The sequence below is a fragment of the Opitutia bacterium ISCC 52 genome (assembly GCA_014529675.2).
Taxonomy (GTDB): domain Bacteria; phylum Verrucomicrobiota; class Verrucomicrobiia; order Opitutales; family UBA2995; genus UBA2995.
This window is the reverse complement of record CP076040.1, coordinates 3,750,103-3,768,317: the sequence shown is the minus strand read 5'-3', so window position 1 is coordinate 3,768,317 and position 18,215 is coordinate 3,750,103. Positions and strand designations below refer to the sequence as shown.

The following is an 18,215-nucleotide window of genomic DNA, read 5'->3' as shown; positions in this document are numbered from 1 at the left end:
TCAGCAGCCAAATGCCTCGAGCATGCAAGGGCCTTAACGGCAACTCCCGCTCTGGGAGCAACGCTAGCCATGATTGGCTTTCGCTGCTCCCGAGAAGGTGGTCGCTGTGGCGGCCTATCAGAAGAACACGCGAGCTCCTAGTTAAGGTTCACCCGTTTGCTAATCACAGTTGTCTCGGCGACAGAGTGAGAAATTTCTCCAATGGGCAGAGGCGAACACGACTGCTGCAGCCAAAGTCGCCAGCTTTTCTCCTGCCTCGCCCAAAAGGTCATGACCGAACAAAGCGTTTAGTACAAGTGTCGTTAAACCAAGTCCGGCACCGAACAATACGCCTCGGTCTTTATGGCGACGGCAACCAAGAAAGACCGCCACGATACTGAATGGAATTACAATCCAGATCATCAATTCGTGGAACACATGATCTTCGAAAGGAAGCACGACGAGGGTAGGGAAAATTGCCAGTAGAATTGGCAGCACTGCGCAATGAAGTGCACAAAGAACTGAAACTCCAATGGAAACGCGATCGAGGACCGATTGAGATGCTATTCTCATTTTTATTACGGTGTTAGATTTGAAGGGTATTTGATTGACCGACCCGGAATCGAAGTTTGCCGAAACTATTAATGAGGTAATGAATAATACAGGGACAGGCTTGCTGCACCCCTGCTGGGTGCAGGACTAGCCGTGATCGGCTGTCGCTGCACCCACGAGGAGGGCTGTTTTGGCAGCCTCTCAGAAGAACAGGCGAGCTCCTAGTTCGATACTGCGACCTGGGAGTGGTACCAGTTCCTTCACAAACGATGTGTGAGGCCTTGCTTCTTCGTCTGAGAGGTTTCGTCCGATAGCGAAGAACTCCATGGCGCTTTCACCTATATCAATATGGTAATTGATATCGGCGAAGACCAGGGTGTAGCTATCGGTCGGTGTTTCTTCCGGAGCTAAGTGACTGGCTTTGGTATGATGGCGGGCACCCAAGCCAAACGACCAGGGACCTTCTTCGTAACCTAGTCGCCCGCCGACACGACGTGTCGGAATGCGAGGCAGGTTACTGTCTTCGGTTTGGTTGGTGGCCCGAGTTTGATCGATAGTCAGATCAAAGTGAAAGCGTTGTTCCCGTGTATCTATAATATGGATGCGAAGATCCAACTCGAACCCGTAAAACTCGGCGTCCGCAGCTTCAGCTGTCAGGATTTCCAATCCGTCGTCATCCTCGTCCGGGTAAAGTGCTTCGAATACTTCGTGGTCCATATGCTCCAGGAACACGTAATCCTCGAAATCGGAGTAGAAGAGGGCGAACTCACCGGTAAGGTAACCGACCGATTTTCTCCAGGAAGCATCAAGGCTTATCGATTTCTCTAGGTCGAGGTCGATGTTACCAATTTCGAATGAACCCGTACCAACGTGGGGGCCGAAGGCATAAAGTTCCGCTGCATTGGGGGCACGTTGATTAAAGGACAGATTTGCCGCAAACGTGCTATTGTCTTCTAGGCGACGCAACATGCCTGCTGACAGGTTGAGTGTGGTTTCGTCTTTATCCCTAAGACTCGAATCGTTGGGGCTCAGGCTTTGGTTTTCTATGCGGCCTCCCAATTCGATTGCACCCCAGGATGTTTCTTGTCGTTCGACGAGAAAGAGTGCGTAGTTTCGTTTGTCGATGGTAGGAATGAAGGCTTCTTCGCCGATGGCCTCGAATGACTCATTCTTGAAGTCCAAGCCTACGGCGCCAGACCAGTCTCCGATTGGACGGTGAATACCGGATAGGCGGATGTCGAATCCGTCGCGTTCGAATACGGTGCCTATCTCGTCTCCTTCCAATTCAGTGTGTTTGTAGTCACCAAAGCTGGCATCTAGTTCCGCGGACTCAAAGACGCCACCCAGGTCGAGCCACTCCATGCGAAATGCGGTGCGACGATTCTCCATATCAATGGCTACGGCTTCTTCCCCGTGTTCATCCTCGTGGTGCTCATCTTCATCATGTTCACCCTCTTCGTGCTCTTCATCTTCGTGTTCGCCTTCTTCCTCGCCTTCGTGCTCCTCATCATGTTCGTCATGCTCGTCTTCGTGACCATGTGAATGTCCGGGGACACCATAGAAGGAATCATACTGGCTGTAAGAAATGCTGTATGCAGTGGATTCGCTGAACCAGCCTGCACCTACGGAGAACATTTCAGACTCAGCGAAGCTGTTCTCGAGCACGCCGAAGACCTCTTCTTCATGTTCATCGTCATGGTCGTCTTCGTGCTCGTCCTCATGGTCCTCTTCGCCTTCGTGTTCCTCGTCTTCGTGCTCATCCTCATGCTCGTCGTGGTCGTGCTCCTCTGATTCGCGTTGGAATAAGGATTCCGCATAGCCCGGTATGTCATAGTCCTCGGCTTCACGCTTATGGTAGTTGAGGCTCCAGGCAAAACCATCCTGACCACCCTGAACGGATAGTCCTCCGGCTTTTTCATCGGCGACGGATCCATATCTGAACTCTGCTTCGCCGGTAATGCCATCAATCGCTTCCCGTGGCATCGATTTGTCGATTACGTTAACAACACCGCCAATGGCTCGGTTGCCGTAGAGTAGCGAGGCGGGCCCTCGAACGATCTCAACTTTTTGGATCATCAACGGTTCAATTGCCACACCATGGTCTGCACTGGTAGAAGATACATCGAAAATCTCCGTACCGTTTTGCAGGATGCTGACCCGGTCTCCATCGAATCCACGAATTATGGGACGACCTGCGCCGGGTGCGTAACTGGAACTGTGAATGCCCGGCTGACCATCCAGGGTCGATCCGAGTGTTGATAGTCGGCTACGTCGAAGCTCTGTCGAAAGAACGGAGCTGGTAGCGACGACCACGTCTTCTTGCCGCAAAGCAAAGGGACTGGCCGTGATATTAATTTGCTTGAGATCAATGATCTCCTCTTCTTCGTGCCCGTCGTGTTGGGCGAAAATATGGCTCGTAAGAACTAGGCTAGAAAAAATGAAAATGTATCTTAGGTATGTTTGCATGGATGTACTGCAGGTATCTATGCCTGCTAGCTAAAAGGTTTTTAAGACATGCCCCGCAGAAAGCGTTTCTGAATTAATGTAGGAGGTGTGACCTCCCAAAGGGCCGTTCGTTAAACGTATGTAACCTTATAGCTGTGGAGGACTCCGTGCAGAGTGCCTGGCAATGGCCGATTCACTCGGACAAATGTACGAGTAGCAGGCCTGGGCCTCAAATATCTTTACTTTGCTGATCTCACAGGTTTCCGCTTCCTGGTAAAGGCTATCGGAAATGAGTGTGATTGTACATGCATGACCTTCATTAGATTGAGAATCACTGTTGTTTTCGGAGTGGTTCTCTGTGTGGTGTTCACAATCCTCAACACCGTGCATCCAATTATGCAGGCTTGGACTTGCGATAGCCAACTGGGCCAGAAACAGTTCAGCGATCAAGAGTAGGGCGATAGATTTTCCTCGGTGACCAGCGGCAAAGCTGGCGATATACAGGAAAAATTTCTTATGTCCACTCATCGATCTTTTCGAAGTCATGCAAATCACCGAGATCTAGTCAATGCATTGAGTAGCAAGTCGATGTTATATTTTTAAGGTAAGGCAAGCATGAACTGGTGGCTTCGTTAAAAAGCGTTTACTCTGTCAGGTTGCTTGCCGACTATACGACTGATCTCCTGAAACTAGATCGTAACCATGAGTTTATCGAAAACAACTTCTCCACGCTGGTGGCCACTGATCGTTATCTGGGCATTGGTCCTGGGTGGCTGGATTTATTTTATTCTGACGGGTGAGAGAAATCGCCAGATGGCTATTATGGCGATACTGGGAACGGGATTTACAGGCGTGGCACTCTCTGTCATGTGGTTGTTGGCACTCTCTCGAATGCCATGGAAGATCCGACTGAAAGGCTTTGGGGCGTTTGTACTTTTGATGCTACTGATGGTGGCGCTCTTCCGTATGGAAGGTGTTACCGGAGACTTGATGCCCATTGTAAAGTTTCGCTGGTCCGGTGCAGGTGAAAAGGTAGCCACAGGCTTGGCCGATGGATCAGAGCTTGTTCAGGGAAGCTATCCTCAGTTTTTGGGCCCCAACCGTGATACCACTATGCCAAACATCCCGTTAGATCGGGACTGGGAAACGAATCCTCCTCAGCTAATTTGGAAACAACCGATTGGGGAAGCTTGGTCTGCATTCGCGATCGTGGGCAATCGAGCGGTGACTCAGGAGCAGGATGGGGACGATGAGTTGGTCGTGTGTTACGAACTCTTAACCGGAAATAAACTTTGGGAACATCGATACCCGGCTCGCTATGATAATCCTTTGGGAGGTATCGGTCCACGAGCGACTCCGACAATTGAAGAGAATCGCGTGTATGCGCTGGGGGCAATGGGAGACTTTATGCTGCTTGATCTGGAAACAGGCGAAAAGCAATGGGGATTCAACCTGTTGGAAAAGCATCAGGCAAAACTGCCCGATTGGGCCATGGCGAGTTCACCGCTGATTGAGGGTGATTTAGTGATCGTAAGTGCGGGGGGCAGAAATGGAGATTCCCTGGTCGCCTACAATAAAATGACCGGGGATCTAGTATGGAGTGGTGGCAGTGACCGCGCTCATTGGAGCTCTCCCGTTGCTTACGATATCGCCGGTAAACGCCAAGTGCTAATCTTCAACCACTCAGCACTGTTTGCTCATGATGTGACCGATGGTTCTATACTCTGGGAATACGAGTGGAATACAGATGGCATGCCTCACGTGGCTATTCCTGTTCCGGTGGGAGAGGATCGTATTGTGCTGAGTAGCGGATACGGCAAAGGGGCTGAGATGTTACAGATCTCTAATAGCGAGGGCGGCACTCAGAGCGCTGAGCGATTGTGGCGCACGCTTCACTTAAAAGCCAAGTTTAATAACTACGTATTCAAAGACGGATACATCTACGGATTGGATGATGGCATGTTTACCTGCATCGATGTAGAGAAGGGACGGCGAGCCTGGAAAAAAGGTCGCTACGGGCACGGCCAAAATATCTTAGTCGGAGACCTGATGCTGCTAACCACCGAGCGGGGGGAAGTGCTCCTGACCGAACCCGTTCCGGAAGAGCCTCGCATTCTGGGTAGCTTCCAAGCCCTTGATGGCAAGAGCTGGAATCCGCCAGCACTGGTGGGTGAATACCTGCTGGTTCGCAATCACTTGGAAGCAGCGTTGTATCGGTTACCGTTGGTGAAGGGCCCCAATAGCTAAGGAGTTGGCTTCGCCAAAAATCTAGGTGTCAGTGTTCAGGTGTCTGTTCACTTTTGCTTCTGACACCTGGCACCCGAAACCTCTATAGACGGCTCCTCGTCGACATCGAAGTGTAGCGACGCTCGTGAGACCGTCGAATTAAAGTAGAAGAAAGAACGCTTATCTTCCCACCCAGGCTAAGCGGTAGACTTTATTTTCAGTGTCGTCGCTAAAGAGGATAGAGCCATCGGGGGCTTGGATGCAGTCGACCGGACGGCCAAGAACTTCGTCCCCATCTTTAAGAAAGCTGACGACTTTTTGTTCTCCATAAGGATGTCCATCCTCAAACAAGACACGGGAAATAGAGTAGCCAACTTTTTCCGTTGCGTTCCAACCTCCCTTTTTTGCAATGAACGCGTCTCCATGAGCTCCGCGGATTTTGTTTCCACGATAGAAGGTCAATGAGTTGGCCGAACTGTGAGCGGACATGGTCCACTCAGGATTGGTGGACATGCTGGCGTATTTTAGAAGATCGGGATTATCGAGGAAGAGCAGGTTGGGCTGCATCTTGCCAACGATCCAGGGGTGACCATAGAATTTACCTTCCTGATAATGGTTAAGTTCGGCCGGTGGGTTGTGATCGGTGAACGGTTGTAGACCGTCTTTGTTCCCTTCTTCAAATTTAAGGCCTATGCGATCTACGTCGTGATCAACACCCCAAATTTCATCCGTGCCTGGTCGAATTACGAGCTTCTCAGAATTACGAATTCCGGAAGCAAATTCCTTTTTGTCTGTGCCATTCAAACTAAACGACCAGATTTTCTTTCGCTCGGAAGCGTCGATGGGTTCGTCGGTCGCATTGGTCTGGTCGCCTACGTGGGTGTAGATACGCCCTTTGTATATCAAGAGGGCGCGCCAGCGGTGGCCTCCGCCTTCTCCTGTGGGAAGATCATCAGCCCCAAGTACTTCTTCTTCGATATCGGCCTTGCCATCCCCATCGGTGTCTTTGGCTCTTGAAATAGAATTGAGCTGAGCAAAGTAAAGCCAACCATTGTGAAATTGCATGCCTTGAAGCCGAGTCTTCGCTTCTTTGCCTTCGATAAAGTTGGTGGTGCTTTCGTAAGTACTATCTCCGTCTTCATCGCGACAGGCCACGATTCGGCCATCAGCAATTACACTCACGAAGAGCGTGCCATCCGGTCCATTTGCGAGAAACCGGGGTTTCTTTATGGTATCTTCGACAACGGTCAGTTTAAAGCCATCCCGAACCCAGACTCCATCGGGAACACCGGCAGTCATGAAAATGGAAAATGAGAAGAGGCTGAGAAGCGAGAGTAGAGCAATGCGTTTGTTCATAGGGTAGTGAGTTCTAAATGAAGTGAAGCGTTAAGGTTGGGGAATCAATGCGGAACTGGCAATGCCTTTAAAGTAGCAAAGGCATCTTGCCTGTGAATTTTTCGTGCGCTTACACAGGCAAGATGCCTATGGTCGTGAACCGGCGTCGCTACATATGTTACATCGAAATTTTGAGATAGGGCTCTCACGGTGACGAGATGTTGTATTTGACGACCGATTGTCAAGGGAGCGCACGTTGGTGCGTGACCGAAGGCATGAGTGAGGAACAATCAGCATGTCGGCATTGAGGATGGTCGCAATCTGAAGTTTCTAGATGTATTTGGCGCGATTGGGCTTCGTGGATGTTTTATATCCCCTAAACCAATTGCTACCATCCGCTGAGAGGCCTAGATCAATGCTTCTCCAGCGTCATCTGCAGTAGCCTCTGCGTGAACTGCCATCCGAGCAGATCCTGATTGGGTTCCTTCGCAACGAATGTTCGAATAGCAGGCAAAACCGGCTTGGCAGTATCGCCGAGGTGATCAAGTGCGTTCGCAGCGGGAAGGGCTATCAATGGTTGTGGATGATTGAGTGCTTCTATCAGGAATTTCAGCCCCGTTTTGGTTTCACCGAGTGCACAGAGCGCATGGGCTGCTTCGATGCGGTTGATATGCACATCGTCTTTTAAGATTAGGCGGAGTTTTGGCATGGCAGGTCGACCGAAAATACCTTGTGCAATGATACCTTGTAAGGCCCAGTAGCGAATGACGGGATTCTCATGATCGAGGTATGCCGATTGTTCGGGGAGTGCTGCCTCACCCTGATCGAGCAGGTTGGCTACGTGCATGATTTCGGAGAGGGGATACAATTCCGGCTGTTCTCGAACGAGGCTGTGTCGGTCGAGTTTGTCGCCATCCATGTCAAAACGTGTCCACCATTGTGATTCTGGAAAAAAGCCAAGGTCAAGAATCTCATGTTGCCAACGGCTTAATGCTTCACGCATGCGGAGGAGATTCGTCCGATGTTCTGAGGCCGTTGCTAGATTGTTCAATTCATAGGGGTCGGCCTCAGTATCGAAAAGTTGTTCCCTTGGTCGGGACATAGCCATGAATTGAGCCTGAGCTTCATTCAGTTTTCCATTGGCGTAATATTGGTGCAGATCCTGGTAGCTCCCTTGTTGGTGGGGGTAATTGCGCGTTTGGTGGTGAAACCAAGGAAGGTTGGATCGGAAGTTGCGAATGTATTTATACTTACCGTCCCAAACGGCGCGAATGAGGTCAATGCGCTCGTCCATACGATCACGATACGCGTAGGCTAATCGACGAGGCTCAGCTTCTTGTTCACCGAGAAAGGCCTTTCCCTGCATGTGTTCCGGAATGTCGATCCCGCAGAGGCTGAGTAGAGTCGGCGCAAAATCTACAAAGCTTACTATGCGATTTGACTGAGTTCCTGGAGCACTGGGAGCGAGGTGCTTATATTTTTCAGGGACCCGTAAGATAAAGGGAACGCGCAAGGATGTTTGAAAGAGCCATCCCTTGCTGCGTGGCATGCCTCGACCGTGGTCCGAATAAAAGAAAACGATGGTGTCATCGGCCAGTCCATCGGCCTCGAGTTTGGCCAGGATATCACCTACCAGTTTATCGGCGTAGGTGATATTGTCGTGGTAGCGTGCCAGGTCTTTCCTGACATTCGGGGTGTCGGGATAGTAGGGAGGAACTGGCGCTTTGTCTGGATCGTGAATCTCTTCCTCAGTTAACCTCTCCAGCCGCTTTTGGTATCGTTCCTCACCTCGGTAGTAAAGCTGCGAGCTGTGAGTGTCGGTAATGTTAACGACGGTGAAAAATGGCTGACCCGGTTTTCTTAGGTCCCAGCCTTTGTTCTGCCAGTCGGAATCAATGACATCCCAGGTCTCTTCGTGCGGCACCCAGTTGTAATCAAGCTTTACGTGGTTGGAACAAAAGTATCCGGCGTTGCGCATGTATTCCGGATAACCTCGGATGTGGTCCGGCAGCGTCACCTCTGAGCGCATGTTCATCGCTCCCGTCGAAGGAGGATACATACCTGTGATGAGTGTCGCTCTTGCCGGTGCGCACATACCTGCATTGGACCACGCATGGGTATAGAGAACTCCATCCTTAGCCAGTTGATCAACATGGGGGGTGATCGAGTATTCATTTCCGTAACAGCCTAAGTCGCGGCTGATGTCCTCCCAGGTAATCCAGAGCACATTAGGTTGATCTTCCGCATTCCCTGAGCTTAGAAATAATAGAGTATAAGTTAGCGTCAGGAGAAAACGGATACAATTCGTTTTCTGTCGGATTGCCATGTTGAATGGGGTAGAATGCTCTGGGTGGACTCGTTCTAGATCACCGGATCGTGTTCCAACTGGTGATCCATGCTCAAGGCCGGCTGATCGACCTCGCACTTGCCAACGATCTTGGCGGGGACTCCCGCTGCTGAACAATGATTCGGGACGTCTGTGAGCACGACACTGCCGGCTCCGATTTTTGCACCGATGCCAATCTTTACGTTTCCCAGGATCTTGGCTCCGGCTCCGATGAGTACTCCAGCGGCAACTTTAGGGTGGCGGTCACCCTTGTCTTTACCCGTTCCGCCCAAGGTTACATCGTGCAGAATGGACACGTTGTTTCCAACCACAGCGGTTTCTCCGATGACCAAGCAGGTGGCATGATCGATGAGGATACCTTTACCGATACGAGCGGCTGGGTGGATATCGACTCCAAACTGCTCTGAAATTAAACTCTGCAGAAACAGTGCCAGGCAGGTGCGTTCCGATTGCCAGAGGTGGTGTCCAAAACGATAAGCCGTCAAAGAATGGAATCCTTTGAAATAAAGAAACGGAGCCAGGATTCCATTGGAAGCAGGATCCCTGTCGGAGATGGCCTTGAGGTCTGTTCTTATGGCGTCCTGAAAGCGTTTGTCTTCCCGGGCAATATTCAGGAACAAGTCAAACAGCGTGATGGCAGGAATATTTTGGCAATCCAATTTCTGTGCCAGGTGAAAACTGATCGCCCGTTCGAGCGACGTCTGACTTAGAATAACTTCTTCCAAAAAGCTAGATAGCAGCTTTTCACTGGCTGCGGTCTTCTCAGCTTCCAGGCGAAGTTGGTTCCATATTGGATCTTCGTTTGACATGATGGTGCCGATAAAAGGCCCAAAACCTGAAAAAGCAAGCTCTCGGATTAATGCGTTTTACGACTGAGCCTGCCGATATCCAGAAACATAGGCTTCGAAAACGAGCTTAATTTGGTCACGAATGCTGCGGAATGCTTCAAGGATTTCCTCCTCGGTTCCCGTTGCGTGTGCCGGGTCTTCAAATCCCCAGTGATAGCGATTTACCATACCTGGAAATACCGGGCAGGCTTCGTTCGCATTTCCACAAACAGTGACTACTGTGTGGATACCAGCATCCAGGTATTGCTCTAGTGACTTTGAGCTGTGGGCCGAAAGATCAATCCCAATTTCCGACATTACTTCGATCGCCTTCGGATGGACGTAGCCGGCTGGTTTGGATCCGGCGCTGTAGACTTCGAACAAGTCATCAGCGGCGGCTCGCAGGATGCCTTCGGCCATATGGCTACGGCATGAATTTCCAGTGCAGAGAATGAGGGTCTTGGGCTTTTGCATAGGACTAGAAGATGAAATAATCTGCTTCTGTAAAGCTTGTGTTCGTGAATGAAACAAAAGCTGAATGAGTTGTCCCCATATTTTTGTTATTTTGACAGAAGCAATTACTTGACAGAGTATAAAAGAATGAAAATCTGAAGGTTATGTCAGACCCGACTGATCTTCTTCGGCAACACCATGTTCCTGTGACGGCGCAACGTCTCGCTGTGCTCAGAGCGGTCTCCAAAAGACCTCATAGTACAGCCGACATTATTGCCGGAGATGTACGGGCAGAGATCGGGACCATTTCTCGTCAGGCTGTTTATAATGTTCTCGGAGTGCTGACTGAAAAAGGACTCATTCGTCGGATTCAACCTGCTGGCTCTTCCGCCCTTTATGAAGATCGAGTCGGCGATAATCACCACCATCTTATCTGTCGCAGTTGCGGAACGACGGTCGACGTTGATTGTGCAGTCGGTGATACCCCGTGTCTGACGGCCGCCAATAATTCTGGTTTCGTGATCGATGAGGCAGAAGTCGTTTATTGGGGTACCTGTCCCGAATGCCAGAAGAGTGCTTCGAAATCAAAAAGAAGCTGAAATTAAATCGCCAAATTCAAAGGAACTGCGAACTATCAAATCACCCTTTTAAAAACTCATATTAATTAACCATCAAAACTATAGAATAGTAGAATTAGCATGTCAGAAGATATCAGTAAATGCCCCGTTATGGGAGGAGTGAATCCCAAAGCCTCAGTGGGAGGTGATTCGAACCAGCATTGGTGGCCGAACCAATTGAATTTAAAGATCCTTCATCAGAACTCGTCATTGTCAGACCCGATGGATGAAGGGTTTAATTATGGCGAGGAATTTAAAACCGTCGACCTGGATGAGCTCAAAAAAGACATCGAGGAAGTGATGACCACCTCTCAGGACTGGTGGCCTGCTGATTATGGTCACTATGGTCCCTTGTTCATTCGTATGGCGTGGCACAGTGCTGGCACTTACCGTACGCTCGATGGACGTGGTGGCGCTTCTTCAGGTACGATGCGTTTCGCGCCGCTCAACAGTTGGCCCGACAATGTGAACTTGGACAAAGCACGTCGATTGTTGTGGCCGATCAAACAAAAATATGGGCGCAAATTGTCTTGGGCAGACTTGATGGTTTTCACAGGAAATTGTGCTTTGGACTCCATGGGCCTTGAAACCTTCGGCTTTGCTGGAGGACGTGAAGATGTCTGGGAGCCAGAAGAAGATATTTACTGGGGACCTGAGACCGAGTGGTTGGGTGATGAGCGTTACAAGGGTGATCGTGAACTCGATGATCCTCTCGGTGCCGTTCAGATGGGATTGATCTATGTGAACCCGGAAGGTCCCAATGGAAACCCAAGTGCCCTGGCTGCAGCGAAGGATATTCGAGAAACCTTTGCTCGCATGGCGATGAACGACGAAGAAACGGTCGCACTCATTGCGGGTGGTCACACATTTGGTAAAGCGCATGGTGCGGCTGATCCGGACAAGCATGTCGGGCGTGAACCCGAAGCAGCATCCTTGGAAGAACAAGGCCTTGGTTGGAAAAATTCTTATGGCAGTGGTAATGCCAGCGATACGATTGGTAGTGGACTCGAGGGAGCATGGACACCGACGCCTACAGAGTGGGACAACAGCTACTTTGATACGCTGTTTGGCTACGATTGGGATCTAGTTAAAAGTCCTGCCGGAGCTCAGCAATGGATACCTACTGATCCAGAAGCAGCGAAGGCAGTTCCGGATGCCCATGATCCTGATAAGACGCACGCGCCCATCATGTTTACGACTGACCTCGCTCTCAGAATCGATCCTATCTACGGACCCATCTCAAAGCGCTTCCATCAAAACCCGGATCAGTTTGCTGATGCCTTTGCGAAGGCGTGGTACAAGCTGACGCACCGCGATATGGGACCGATTTCTCGTTGTCTCGGATCTCAAGTTCCATCTGAACCACAACTGTGGCAAGATCCAGTACCTGATGTTGATCATGATTTGATTGATGAAGGTGACATCGCCGCATTGAAAGAACAGATCCTTGGGTCTGGCTTAACCATCTCTCAGCTCGTATCGACTGCGTGGGCTTCTGCCGCGTCTTATCGTGGTACTGACCGTCGTGGTGGTGCGAACGGCGCACGCATTCGTCTGGCACCACAAAAGGATTGGGACGCTAACCAGCCGGAAGAGCTGGCCAAGGTTTTACCTGTTTTGGAAAAAGTGCAGGCCGACTTCAATGCTGCTCAGTCAGGTGGTAAGAAAGTCTCGTTGGCGGATATCATCGTATTGGGTGGTTCTGCTGCTGTTGAAGCGGCTGCCAAAAACGGTGGACATGATGTTCAAGTACCTTTCTCCGCTGGACGGACAGATGCATCTCAGGAACAAACCGATGTGGAATCCTTTGCTGTCCTGGAACCTCGTGGTGATGGATTCCGTAACTACTTGAACAATGATTTCGCAGATGCTGCTGAAAAGCTCTTGGTGGATCGTGCTCACTTACTCACCTTATCGGCTCCGGAGATGACCGTGCTCGTTGGTGGTTTACGGATGATTGGTGGTAATGTAAATGGATCTGAGCTCGGAGTGTTCACTGACAAAAAGGAAACACTCAGTAACGATTTCTTTGTGAATCTAACTGACCTGAACATCACTTGGGCGAAGTCCAAACGGTGTGAATATTTCTACGAAGGTACCGACTCAAATTCTGGAGAAATGAAGTGGACCGGCAGCGCTATCGATCTGGTCTTCGGTTCGAACTCCCAGCTTCGGGCGATTACCGAAGTCTATGCTTGTGATGATGCCAATGAGTCCTTTGTGAACGACTTTGTAGCTGCATGGGTCAAGGTCATGAATCTGGATCGCTTCGATCTTCAATGATCTGAGTTAAATATCTTTCTTTAAACCATTTACGGAGCCTGGCTGATATTCGGTCAGGCTCCTTTTTTATAAATGGATGGTGCCTGAGAGAAACCGCTTTGCGTGTCCTGTAATCAACACACGGTCACCTTTTACTTCGCAGATCAGATGACCTTCGCGTTTGGATCTTTGGATGGCCGTTAACTTATCCTTCTTAAGACGCTTCGCCCAATACGGTGTTGTAGCACAGTGTGCAGAACCGGTTACCGGATCTTCGTCAATTCCGGACTGTGGTGCGAAAAAACGGGATACAAAATCGCTCTGATCACCGGGGGCTGTGACGGTGATTCCTCGGCAAGGCAGAGTAGCCATTTGGCGAAAGTCTGGCTGCAAATTGATTAAAGTGTCCTCGCTATCTAGCACCGCCATGTAATCTTCGCCTTTGAAGCACTCGACAGGATGTGCACCCAGGCATTCCTCCCAGCGACGATCGAGAGCCTACCATTGTGGCCACTCTGGAGCCAGGCAGCTATACCGCAGTGGTTGGTGGAGCAGAGAATTCTTCTGGTTATGGACTCTTAGAAATTTACGACTATCCTGAATAGTACCCTGATGACCCAAAACAAAAGGGCGTTCCGGCTTGGTGGAACGCCCTTTTTGTATCCAAACAATGGATCCATGCTGCGTGCTTGTAGTCTCAGAGAATAATTGTTCTTGTTGCCTTTATGTTATCACTGTCAGCCAAATTTTTCTGGGGAGGGATTTCCGTAGCTGGAATCGCAGTCGGGGGAATCCTGGGAGTGGCATTTCTTAAAACGGGCCTGACCATTCAGGCGTTACTGACGGAGAATAAGGAGCTCAAGCAGGCGATTGAGAATCTTACGGATGAAGATCAGATTGGTTATGCCAAGGTTGTGCATCAAAGTGATGAATCCGGAAAACTTCTCACTACCCTTAAATTTGTGGAGACATCCAGAGATGATCCACTCGAGATCGTATTCAACAGCGAGTTTACGATAGAGGGAAATGTAGTGCATTTCGACGCCCTTATAGTGAAGTTTAGTGACGAGTTTGTCAGTGATGGAAAAGCGAGGTCGCTTTATTTATGGAGGAGAATCTATGGCGAACACATGGCACCCAATGATGGCTTTCCCATTGAAGTGCATGGTCGTGAACCAGAAAGGTACCGTGGCTTATTAGCTCGATTACCCATTGATCAACGGGAGTTGTTTTGGTCGGAGATCTGGGATTTAGCCCATGAGAAACACCGTTTAAAAGAATACGGTATTGAAGCGGTATTCGGAACAGCCGTCTACAGCGAGCTTCGGCCAGGCCTTGTCTATATATTTAAGGTCAGTGCGACGGGACAGGTATATCCAGAAATCATTCCTGATCTCTAGGTATTCAGATATGGAATGGTCAGTGGCCCTTCCGGAAGAACTGCAATGCGTGCCGTTCCCCCAAGTCGATGGATCTCCGAGTCGATTGTTGATCTGATGTCAGCTACCGGTTCGAGGTGGGCTTTACAGACGTCCTTATCCGACAATTCGCTGTAGAGACCCACGCGTGTTTTTATAAGGATGATCGCTAATAGCTGCACCTGCCATTGATCCATGAGCTCAAAACCAGGTGAGCAAATTTTGTCTAACATAGCTTGTGTGGATGCGTTCTCGAAAAGGAAGCGCTTAAAGTTTCCGTGATCAGGGAAGCCGTCATTGCAACGCGAGGCTGAAATAATTAACCCATCCTTCTTAACGATTTGAGAGGCAGCTGACATGCCTTTAACGGTTTGGTAAAGGTTCTGATCGAGCGGGTAACCACTGTTTGAAGTTACAACGATATCAAACGCATCCTCACAAGGAATCATCGCGGTGTCCTTGCAGAACTTACAGCCTACATTGTGTGCATCGATGGGATGCCCTAAGAAAAAGCCGGTTATCTCTCGCTTATTGTTGAGGGTTATATTTACGAGGAAATCAACTGGGATTAAGGAACCTCCTGCTCTGACATTGTCCTGTGTAGGATTATTGTCGAGATTGCCCCAAGTGCTGCCTGGGTGCCCAATGTTCTCGGCGCTATGGTACTTCATGATGGTGTCCACGCCGGTGACTCCAGGGAAGACTGCTTTGTAGCCGCCGGAGAAACCCGCCATAAAGTGTGGCTCTATGAACCCCATGATGATACGTCGATCTGCTGCTGCGTATTCGCGATTAAAATACACATCGTAGCCAAAAGACGAAGTCCCTGCCGGAGTGAGGCTCGCTTCATCAAATCCATTATGGTTTATACAACGATACTCTTGGTAAATCGTTTCACCAACCATGTAGACCCATTCCTGAGGAGTGTTCTCCCTATGTGTCCCCGTTCCTGAAATGATCGTGAAATTTTCTCGCGGTACATGGGCCAGCTCCTGGAACACCCAGTTGAGTAATCGTTCGTTGGGAAGCGCCCGCGTAATATCCGGAATCACGATAGCCACCGTCTCATCCGCACCTACGATGGCTTTTAGTGGATCGCTAGCAATTGGGTTATTTGCTGAATGATGAAAGGCTTTTCCTTCATCGGGAAGGCCCGGTAAGAATTTGGGGGAAAGAAGAGTTGGGTTCAACCCCTCTAAGTCGACTGAGAGCCCTGTCTCTCCATAATCCAACCTGGTATTAGCGCTCATGTGTTCCATTGCGTGTCCTTTAACACCTATGTGGACTTTATTGGCTGATATGGGAACCTAAAAAGGCCGCGGTTCGAGTGTGCGACGACTCGTACAACAAAAAAGGCCTGCGAAATTGCAGACCTTCAAAAAGTGGCGGGATAGACGAGACTCGAACTCGCGGCCTCCGGCGTGACAGGCCGGCGCTCTAACCAACTGAGCTACTACCCCTTGGAAATAGAAGATTGAAACGTATGATGAGGAAATAATTCCTAGTCAAGTGGGATTATCGACAAAGTTTCACTTTTTTCGATATTAGGGAAATTTCACTCTGCCGTTGAATTTTTCTGAGCTCCACCAGGATAGGGAAAAATGCAATTTCGCCAGGGAAAATCGCTTCAAGAATATGAAAAGCGGACCACTCCGAAATTTAAGTTTGGGCCGCTCATTTGGGCTTTAATTATTCAAGTGGGTATCTTGCTCGCGGCGGTATTCGTAGTGGTCGTTATTCCTAGCATTAAAAAGGATCCCGAATTTGTTGCGAAAAAAACGATCTATCTGCCTCAGCGCGAACTGGAGCACTCTGTGGCTCTTTCTGAGTTTCAGCAAGTAGCCAGCAAACCTGCCTTGATGGAGCTTTTGACCACCGAGGCTCTAATCAGTGCTGATATGCCATCTCTTCCGAGTCTCCCCAGTCAGGAGTTTAATCCATTTGATAATGCGGCCAACTCACTTGATGACACGGCTGCCTTGTTGGGAGCCTCCGGGTTGATGGGATCTCTCCAAGGTCTCGTCTCCGAGAGTTCTAAGGTCAGTTTCTTTGGTATTGAGGATCAGGCATCACGGGTGGTTGTGGCTTTCGATATTTCACAGTCGGTTGTGACAAAGGCGAAAAAGAGCGGTGTTTCAATTCGCCAATTGCAGGCCGAGGCGGCAGAGCTTGTTCAGGGGATCAATGCGAATACTCTGTTTGGTTTGATTCAATTCAGTCGTAGTTACGATATCTTTGAGGACTACCTGGTCACAGGCACCAAGTCTAACAAGGCAGCTGGAGTGGAGTGGCTCCAAAACGAATTCCGTACCGATGGGAAATCTGGGAGAAATTGGATTCGGCAGGATATCAATGGCGTTCAGTCTGTACTCGAAGCTGCTTTCGCATGGCAGCCCGATGTCATTTTTATTATTTCAGATGGAGATTTTCAAAGGACGAAGTCAACGGGGGGCAGTCAAAACGTTCCTTGGGAAGAGTTGTCACGCGATATCCATCGTCTGCAGGAAGTATCAGAAAAGGATGCACGCCTTCATTTCGTTGGATTCCAAGTAAAGCCTCAGCACAAGGCAGAGCTCCTTAATTTGGTGGGGCGATACCAAGGTCAATATCGCGAGCTTTAAGCCAGATTGGCGGCTTCGATCGCTTCGACAACCTCTAGCCAGGTTTCCAGCTCACGCTCTATTCCGTATTGCTCTAATCCGGCTTCAATATCGGTGCGTGTCGGTTCCTCTATTCCTTGCTTTTCGTCTCCAGGTAGCAACGGCCTTTGCAAGCAGGCCAGGTAACAGCAGGCCCATGCTCTCCATTTGCGCTGTTCATGGCGGTCTCCGCGAACGCGCGTTGCAAGGTGCTGAAAGTGCACCCGTGGATTTCCGACGAAGGCCGCATCATCATAGTGAGCAAGCATCCAGGCCATGGCACGGTAGGGGAGTGGCCAATCCTGAATCTCAGGTTCCTTTCCCGTGAGGGAAGTCAATAAGGCTCGATCAATGGCCAGAAGAGCCCTTGCAGGTAGGTTCTTCAGCCAAAGCACCTGCCCATAGCCAAGGGCGGTCCTATAGAACTGTGCGTTCGAGACAGACTTGCTTTCCTGCATGGAGCGCCAGTCCATGGATGGATCTGCATCAGGTAGGTATGGACAAGGTTCGATCATGAGATTCGTAGTTCAGCATGTTGAGGCGATGTAAAACGCGTCAACGCAGGAATAAGAAAAGCCCCGGACGAATCCGGGGCTTCTCATTTCAGTTTCTTTTTCTCACATGTGCTCAATTAGAAGCTGGGCGCAATGCCAACAGTGGTGCCGGGTTTTACAGCGACATTCTCTCCTTGAGGCCAAGTGGTGTCATTGATCAGGAATTTGACTTCGAAGTCCGACTTCGCGGTGGACGTGGTCCATTGCCAAGTTTCGGCGTCGACGTTTTCCATGATCGTTCCGTGGTCCCAGCTCAGTCCTGGAGCATCTCCTCGTAAGAGAAGTGTATTTCCATAACCGACGTCGAATTTGGCCACAATAGTGGTGACTGTCTTCTTCGCTGCTGGTGTTTTTGCGGCTTTCTTGGCTGGAGCTTTCTTAGCGACTGCCTTTTTGGCAGGTGCTTTTTTAGCTTTCGGAGCCTTTTCGGCCGCGGTTTTTTTGGTTGTGGTTTTTTTGGTTACCTTCTTAGCTGGCATAGCTTTGCATTGGTTGCTTGTTAGTTTCCTTCTGGAAAGTGTGCGCCAAGTGGGTTAATTCTCTTAAATCCGGTAAAAAAGG

General features: G+C 49.8%; 17 protein-coding genes and 1 tRNA gene. 6 read left to right on the top strand and 12 right to left on the bottom strand.

The genetic code is table 11. The annotated features are described in order from the left end of the window. Positions 1-159 precede the first annotated feature (159 nt). From GA003_16010 to GA003_16000, 3 genes are all read right to left on the bottom strand, one after another. Complete coding sequence (locus GA003_16010; protein QXD27506.1) at positions 160-552, bottom strand: MerC domain-containing protein; 393 nt, start codon at positions 550-552, stop codon at positions 160-162. A 180-nt stretch (positions 553-732) separates the two neighbouring features. After that, complete coding sequence (locus GA003_16005) at positions 733-2,997, bottom strand: TonB-dependent receptor (protein QXD27505.1); 2,265 nt, start codon at positions 2,995-2,997, stop codon at positions 733-735. A gap of 126 nt (positions 2,998-3,123) precedes the next feature. Continuing rightward, the gene (locus GA003_16000) at positions 3,124-3,522 is read right to left on the bottom strand and encodes a hypothetical protein (protein ID QXD27504.1); all 399 of its coding nucleotides are present in this window, start codon (positions 3,520-3,522) and stop codon (positions 3,124-3,126) included. 156 nt (positions 3,523-3,678) lie between these two features. Here GA003_16000 and GA003_15995 point away from each other — a divergent pair, with 156 nt between their 5' ends. Then, complete coding sequence (locus GA003_15995) at positions 3,679-5,223, top strand: PQQ-like beta-propeller repeat protein (GenBank protein ID QXD27503.1); 1,545 nt, start codon at positions 3,679-3,681, stop codon at positions 5,221-5,223. 159 nt (positions 5,224-5,382) lie between these two features. Here the strand turns inward: GA003_15995 and GA003_15990 are convergent, their stop codons facing one another. The 4 genes from GA003_15990 to GA003_15975 all read right to left on the bottom strand — a co-directional run bounded on the left by GA003_15990 (position 5,383) and on the right by GA003_15975 (position 10,185). Then, entirely contained in the window at positions 5,383-6,558 is a 1,176-nt protein-coding gene (locus GA003_15990) for a PQQ-dependent sugar dehydrogenase (protein QXD27502.1), read from the bottom strand. A 391-nt stretch (positions 6,559-6,949) separates the two neighbouring features. Continuing rightward, a complete protein-coding gene (locus GA003_15985; GenBank protein QXD27501.1) occupies positions 6,950-8,863 on the bottom strand; it encodes a sulfatase-like hydrolase/transferase in 1,914 nt (637 codons plus the stop codon). Between the two features lie 35 nt (positions 8,864-8,898). Further along, positions 8,899-9,693, bottom strand: coding sequence for a serine O-acetyltransferase (gene cysE, locus GA003_15980; GenBank protein ID QXD27500.1), 795 nt, complete (start codon positions 9,691-9,693; stop codon positions 8,899-8,901). 57 nt (positions 9,694-9,750) lie between these two features. Beyond that, positions 9,751-10,185, bottom strand: a complete 435-nt coding sequence (locus GA003_15975) for an arsenate reductase ArsC (GenBank protein ID QXD27499.1) — start codon at positions 10,183-10,185, stop codon at positions 9,751-9,753. Between the two features lie 143 nt (positions 10,186-10,328). Here GA003_15975 and GA003_15970 point away from each other — a divergent pair, with 143 nt between their 5' ends. Further along, complete coding sequence (locus GA003_15970) at positions 10,329-10,763, top strand: transcriptional repressor (protein QXD27498.1); 435 nt, start codon at positions 10,329-10,331, stop codon at positions 10,761-10,763. A 99-nt stretch (positions 10,764-10,862) separates the two neighbouring features. Continuing rightward, a complete protein-coding gene (gene katG, locus GA003_15965) occupies positions 10,863-13,064 on the top strand; it encodes a catalase/peroxidase HPI (protein QXD27497.1) in 2,202 nt (733 codons plus the stop codon). Positions 13,065-13,130: 66 nt separating this feature from the next. On the opposite strand, the gene GA003_15960 is transcribed toward katG, so the two are convergent. Then, positions 13,131-13,472, bottom strand: coding sequence for a PhzF family phenazine biosynthesis protein (locus GA003_15960; GenBank protein ID QXD27496.1), 342 nt, complete (start codon positions 13,470-13,472; stop codon positions 13,131-13,133). Positions 13,473-13,504: 32 nt separating this feature from the next. Here GA003_15960 and GA003_15955 point away from each other — a divergent pair, with 32 nt between their 5' ends. Next, positions 13,505-13,648 (top strand): hypothetical protein, encoded by a 144-nt coding sequence (locus GA003_15955; protein ID QXD27495.1) that lies wholly within the window; start codon positions 13,505-13,507, stop codon positions 13,646-13,648. A gap of 120 nt (positions 13,649-13,768) precedes the next feature. Next, positions 13,769-14,443 (top strand): hypothetical protein, encoded by a 675-nt coding sequence (locus tag GA003_15950; GenBank protein ID QXD27494.1) that lies wholly within the window; start codon positions 13,769-13,771, stop codon positions 14,441-14,443. Here GA003_15950 and larA read toward each other — a convergent pair. Both larA and GA003_15940 read right to left on the bottom strand, forming a co-directional pair. Beyond that, complete coding sequence (larA, locus tag GA003_15945; GenBank protein ID QXD27493.1) at positions 14,440-15,711, bottom strand: nickel-dependent lactate racemase; 1,272 nt, start codon at positions 15,709-15,711, stop codon at positions 14,440-14,442. The genes GA003_15950 and larA overlap by 4 nt on opposite strands. Before the next feature lie 133 nt (positions 15,712-15,844). Beyond that, a tRNA-Asp gene (locus GA003_15940) sits at positions 15,845-15,921 on the bottom strand. A gap of 141 nt (positions 15,922-16,062) precedes the next feature. On the opposite strand from GA003_15940, the gene GA003_15935 reads away from it, so the two are divergent. Further along, positions 16,063-17,082 (top strand): hypothetical protein, encoded by a 1,020-nt coding sequence (locus GA003_15935; protein QXD27492.1) that lies wholly within the window; start codon positions 16,063-16,065, stop codon positions 17,080-17,082. On the opposite strand, the gene GA003_15930 is transcribed toward GA003_15935, so the two are convergent. Together GA003_15930 and GA003_15925 are read right to left on the bottom strand one after the other, a co-directional pair. Further along, positions 17,079-17,615 carry a hypothetical protein gene (locus tag GA003_15930; GenBank protein QXD27491.1) on the bottom strand — a complete coding sequence of 179 codons (537 nt, stop codon included), beginning with the start codon at positions 17,613-17,615 and terminating at the stop codon, positions 17,079-17,081. The two genes, GA003_15935 and GA003_15930, sit on opposite strands and share 4 nt — an antisense overlap. A 116-nt stretch (positions 17,616-17,731) precedes the next feature. Further along, entirely contained in the window at positions 17,732-18,133 is a 402-nt protein-coding gene (locus tag GA003_15925; GenBank protein QXD27490.1) for a hypothetical protein, read from the bottom strand. Positions 18,134-18,215: the final 82 nt, after the last annotated feature.

Coding starts and splice junctions, on each gene's coding strand:
- GA003_15970 (QXD27498.1), top strand. CDS start 10,329: ATGTCAGACCCGACTGATCTTCTTCGGCAACACCATGTTCCTGTGACG.
- GA003_15990 (QXD27502.1), bottom strand. CDS start 6,558: ATGAACAAACGCATTGCTCTACTCTCGCTTCTCAGCCTCTTCTCATTT.
- GA003_15930 (QXD27491.1), bottom strand. CDS start 17,615: ATGATCGAACCTTGTCCATACCTACCTGATGCAGATCCATCCATGGAC.
- GA003_15950 (QXD27494.1), top strand. CDS start 13,769: ATGTTATCACTGTCAGCCAAATTTTTCTGGGGAGGGATTTCCGTAGCT.
- larA (QXD27493.1), bottom strand. CDS start 15,711: ATGAGCGCTAATACCAGGTTGGATTATGGAGAGACAGGGCTCTCAGTC.
- GA003_15960 (QXD27496.1), bottom strand. CDS start 13,472: ATGGCGGTGCTAGATAGCGAGGACACTTTAATCAATTTGCAGCCAGAC.
- GA003_15985 (QXD27501.1), bottom strand. CDS start 8,863: ATGGCAATCCGACAGAAAACGAATTGTATCCGTTTTCTCCTGACGCTA.
- GA003_16005 (QXD27505.1), bottom strand. CDS start 2,997: ATGCAAACATACCTAAGATACATTTTCATTTTTTCTAGCCTAGTTCTT.
- GA003_15935 (QXD27492.1), top strand. CDS start 16,063: ATGCAATTTCGCCAGGGAAAATCGCTTCAAGAATATGAAAAGCGGACC.
- GA003_16000 (QXD27504.1), bottom strand. CDS start 3,522: ATGACTTCGAAAAGATCGATGAGTGGACATAAGAAATTTTTCCTGTAT.
- GA003_15975 (QXD27499.1), bottom strand. CDS start 10,185: ATGCAAAAGCCCAAGACCCTCATTCTCTGCACTGGAAATTCATGCCGT.
- GA003_15925 (QXD27490.1), bottom strand. CDS start 18,133: ATGCCAGCTAAGAAGGTAACCAAAAAAACCACAACCAAAAAAACCGCG.
- GA003_16010 (QXD27506.1), bottom strand. CDS start 552: ATGAGAATAGCATCTCAATCGGTCCTCGATCGCGTTTCCATTGGAGTT.
- GA003_15995 (QXD27503.1), top strand. CDS start 3,679: ATGAGTTTATCGAAAACAACTTCTCCACGCTGGTGGCCACTGATCGTT.
- katG (QXD27497.1), top strand. CDS start 10,863: ATGTCAGAAGATATCAGTAAATGCCCCGTTATGGGAGGAGTGAATCCC.
- cysE (QXD27500.1), bottom strand. CDS start 9,693: ATGTCAAACGAAGATCCAATATGGAACCAACTTCGCCTGGAAGCTGAG.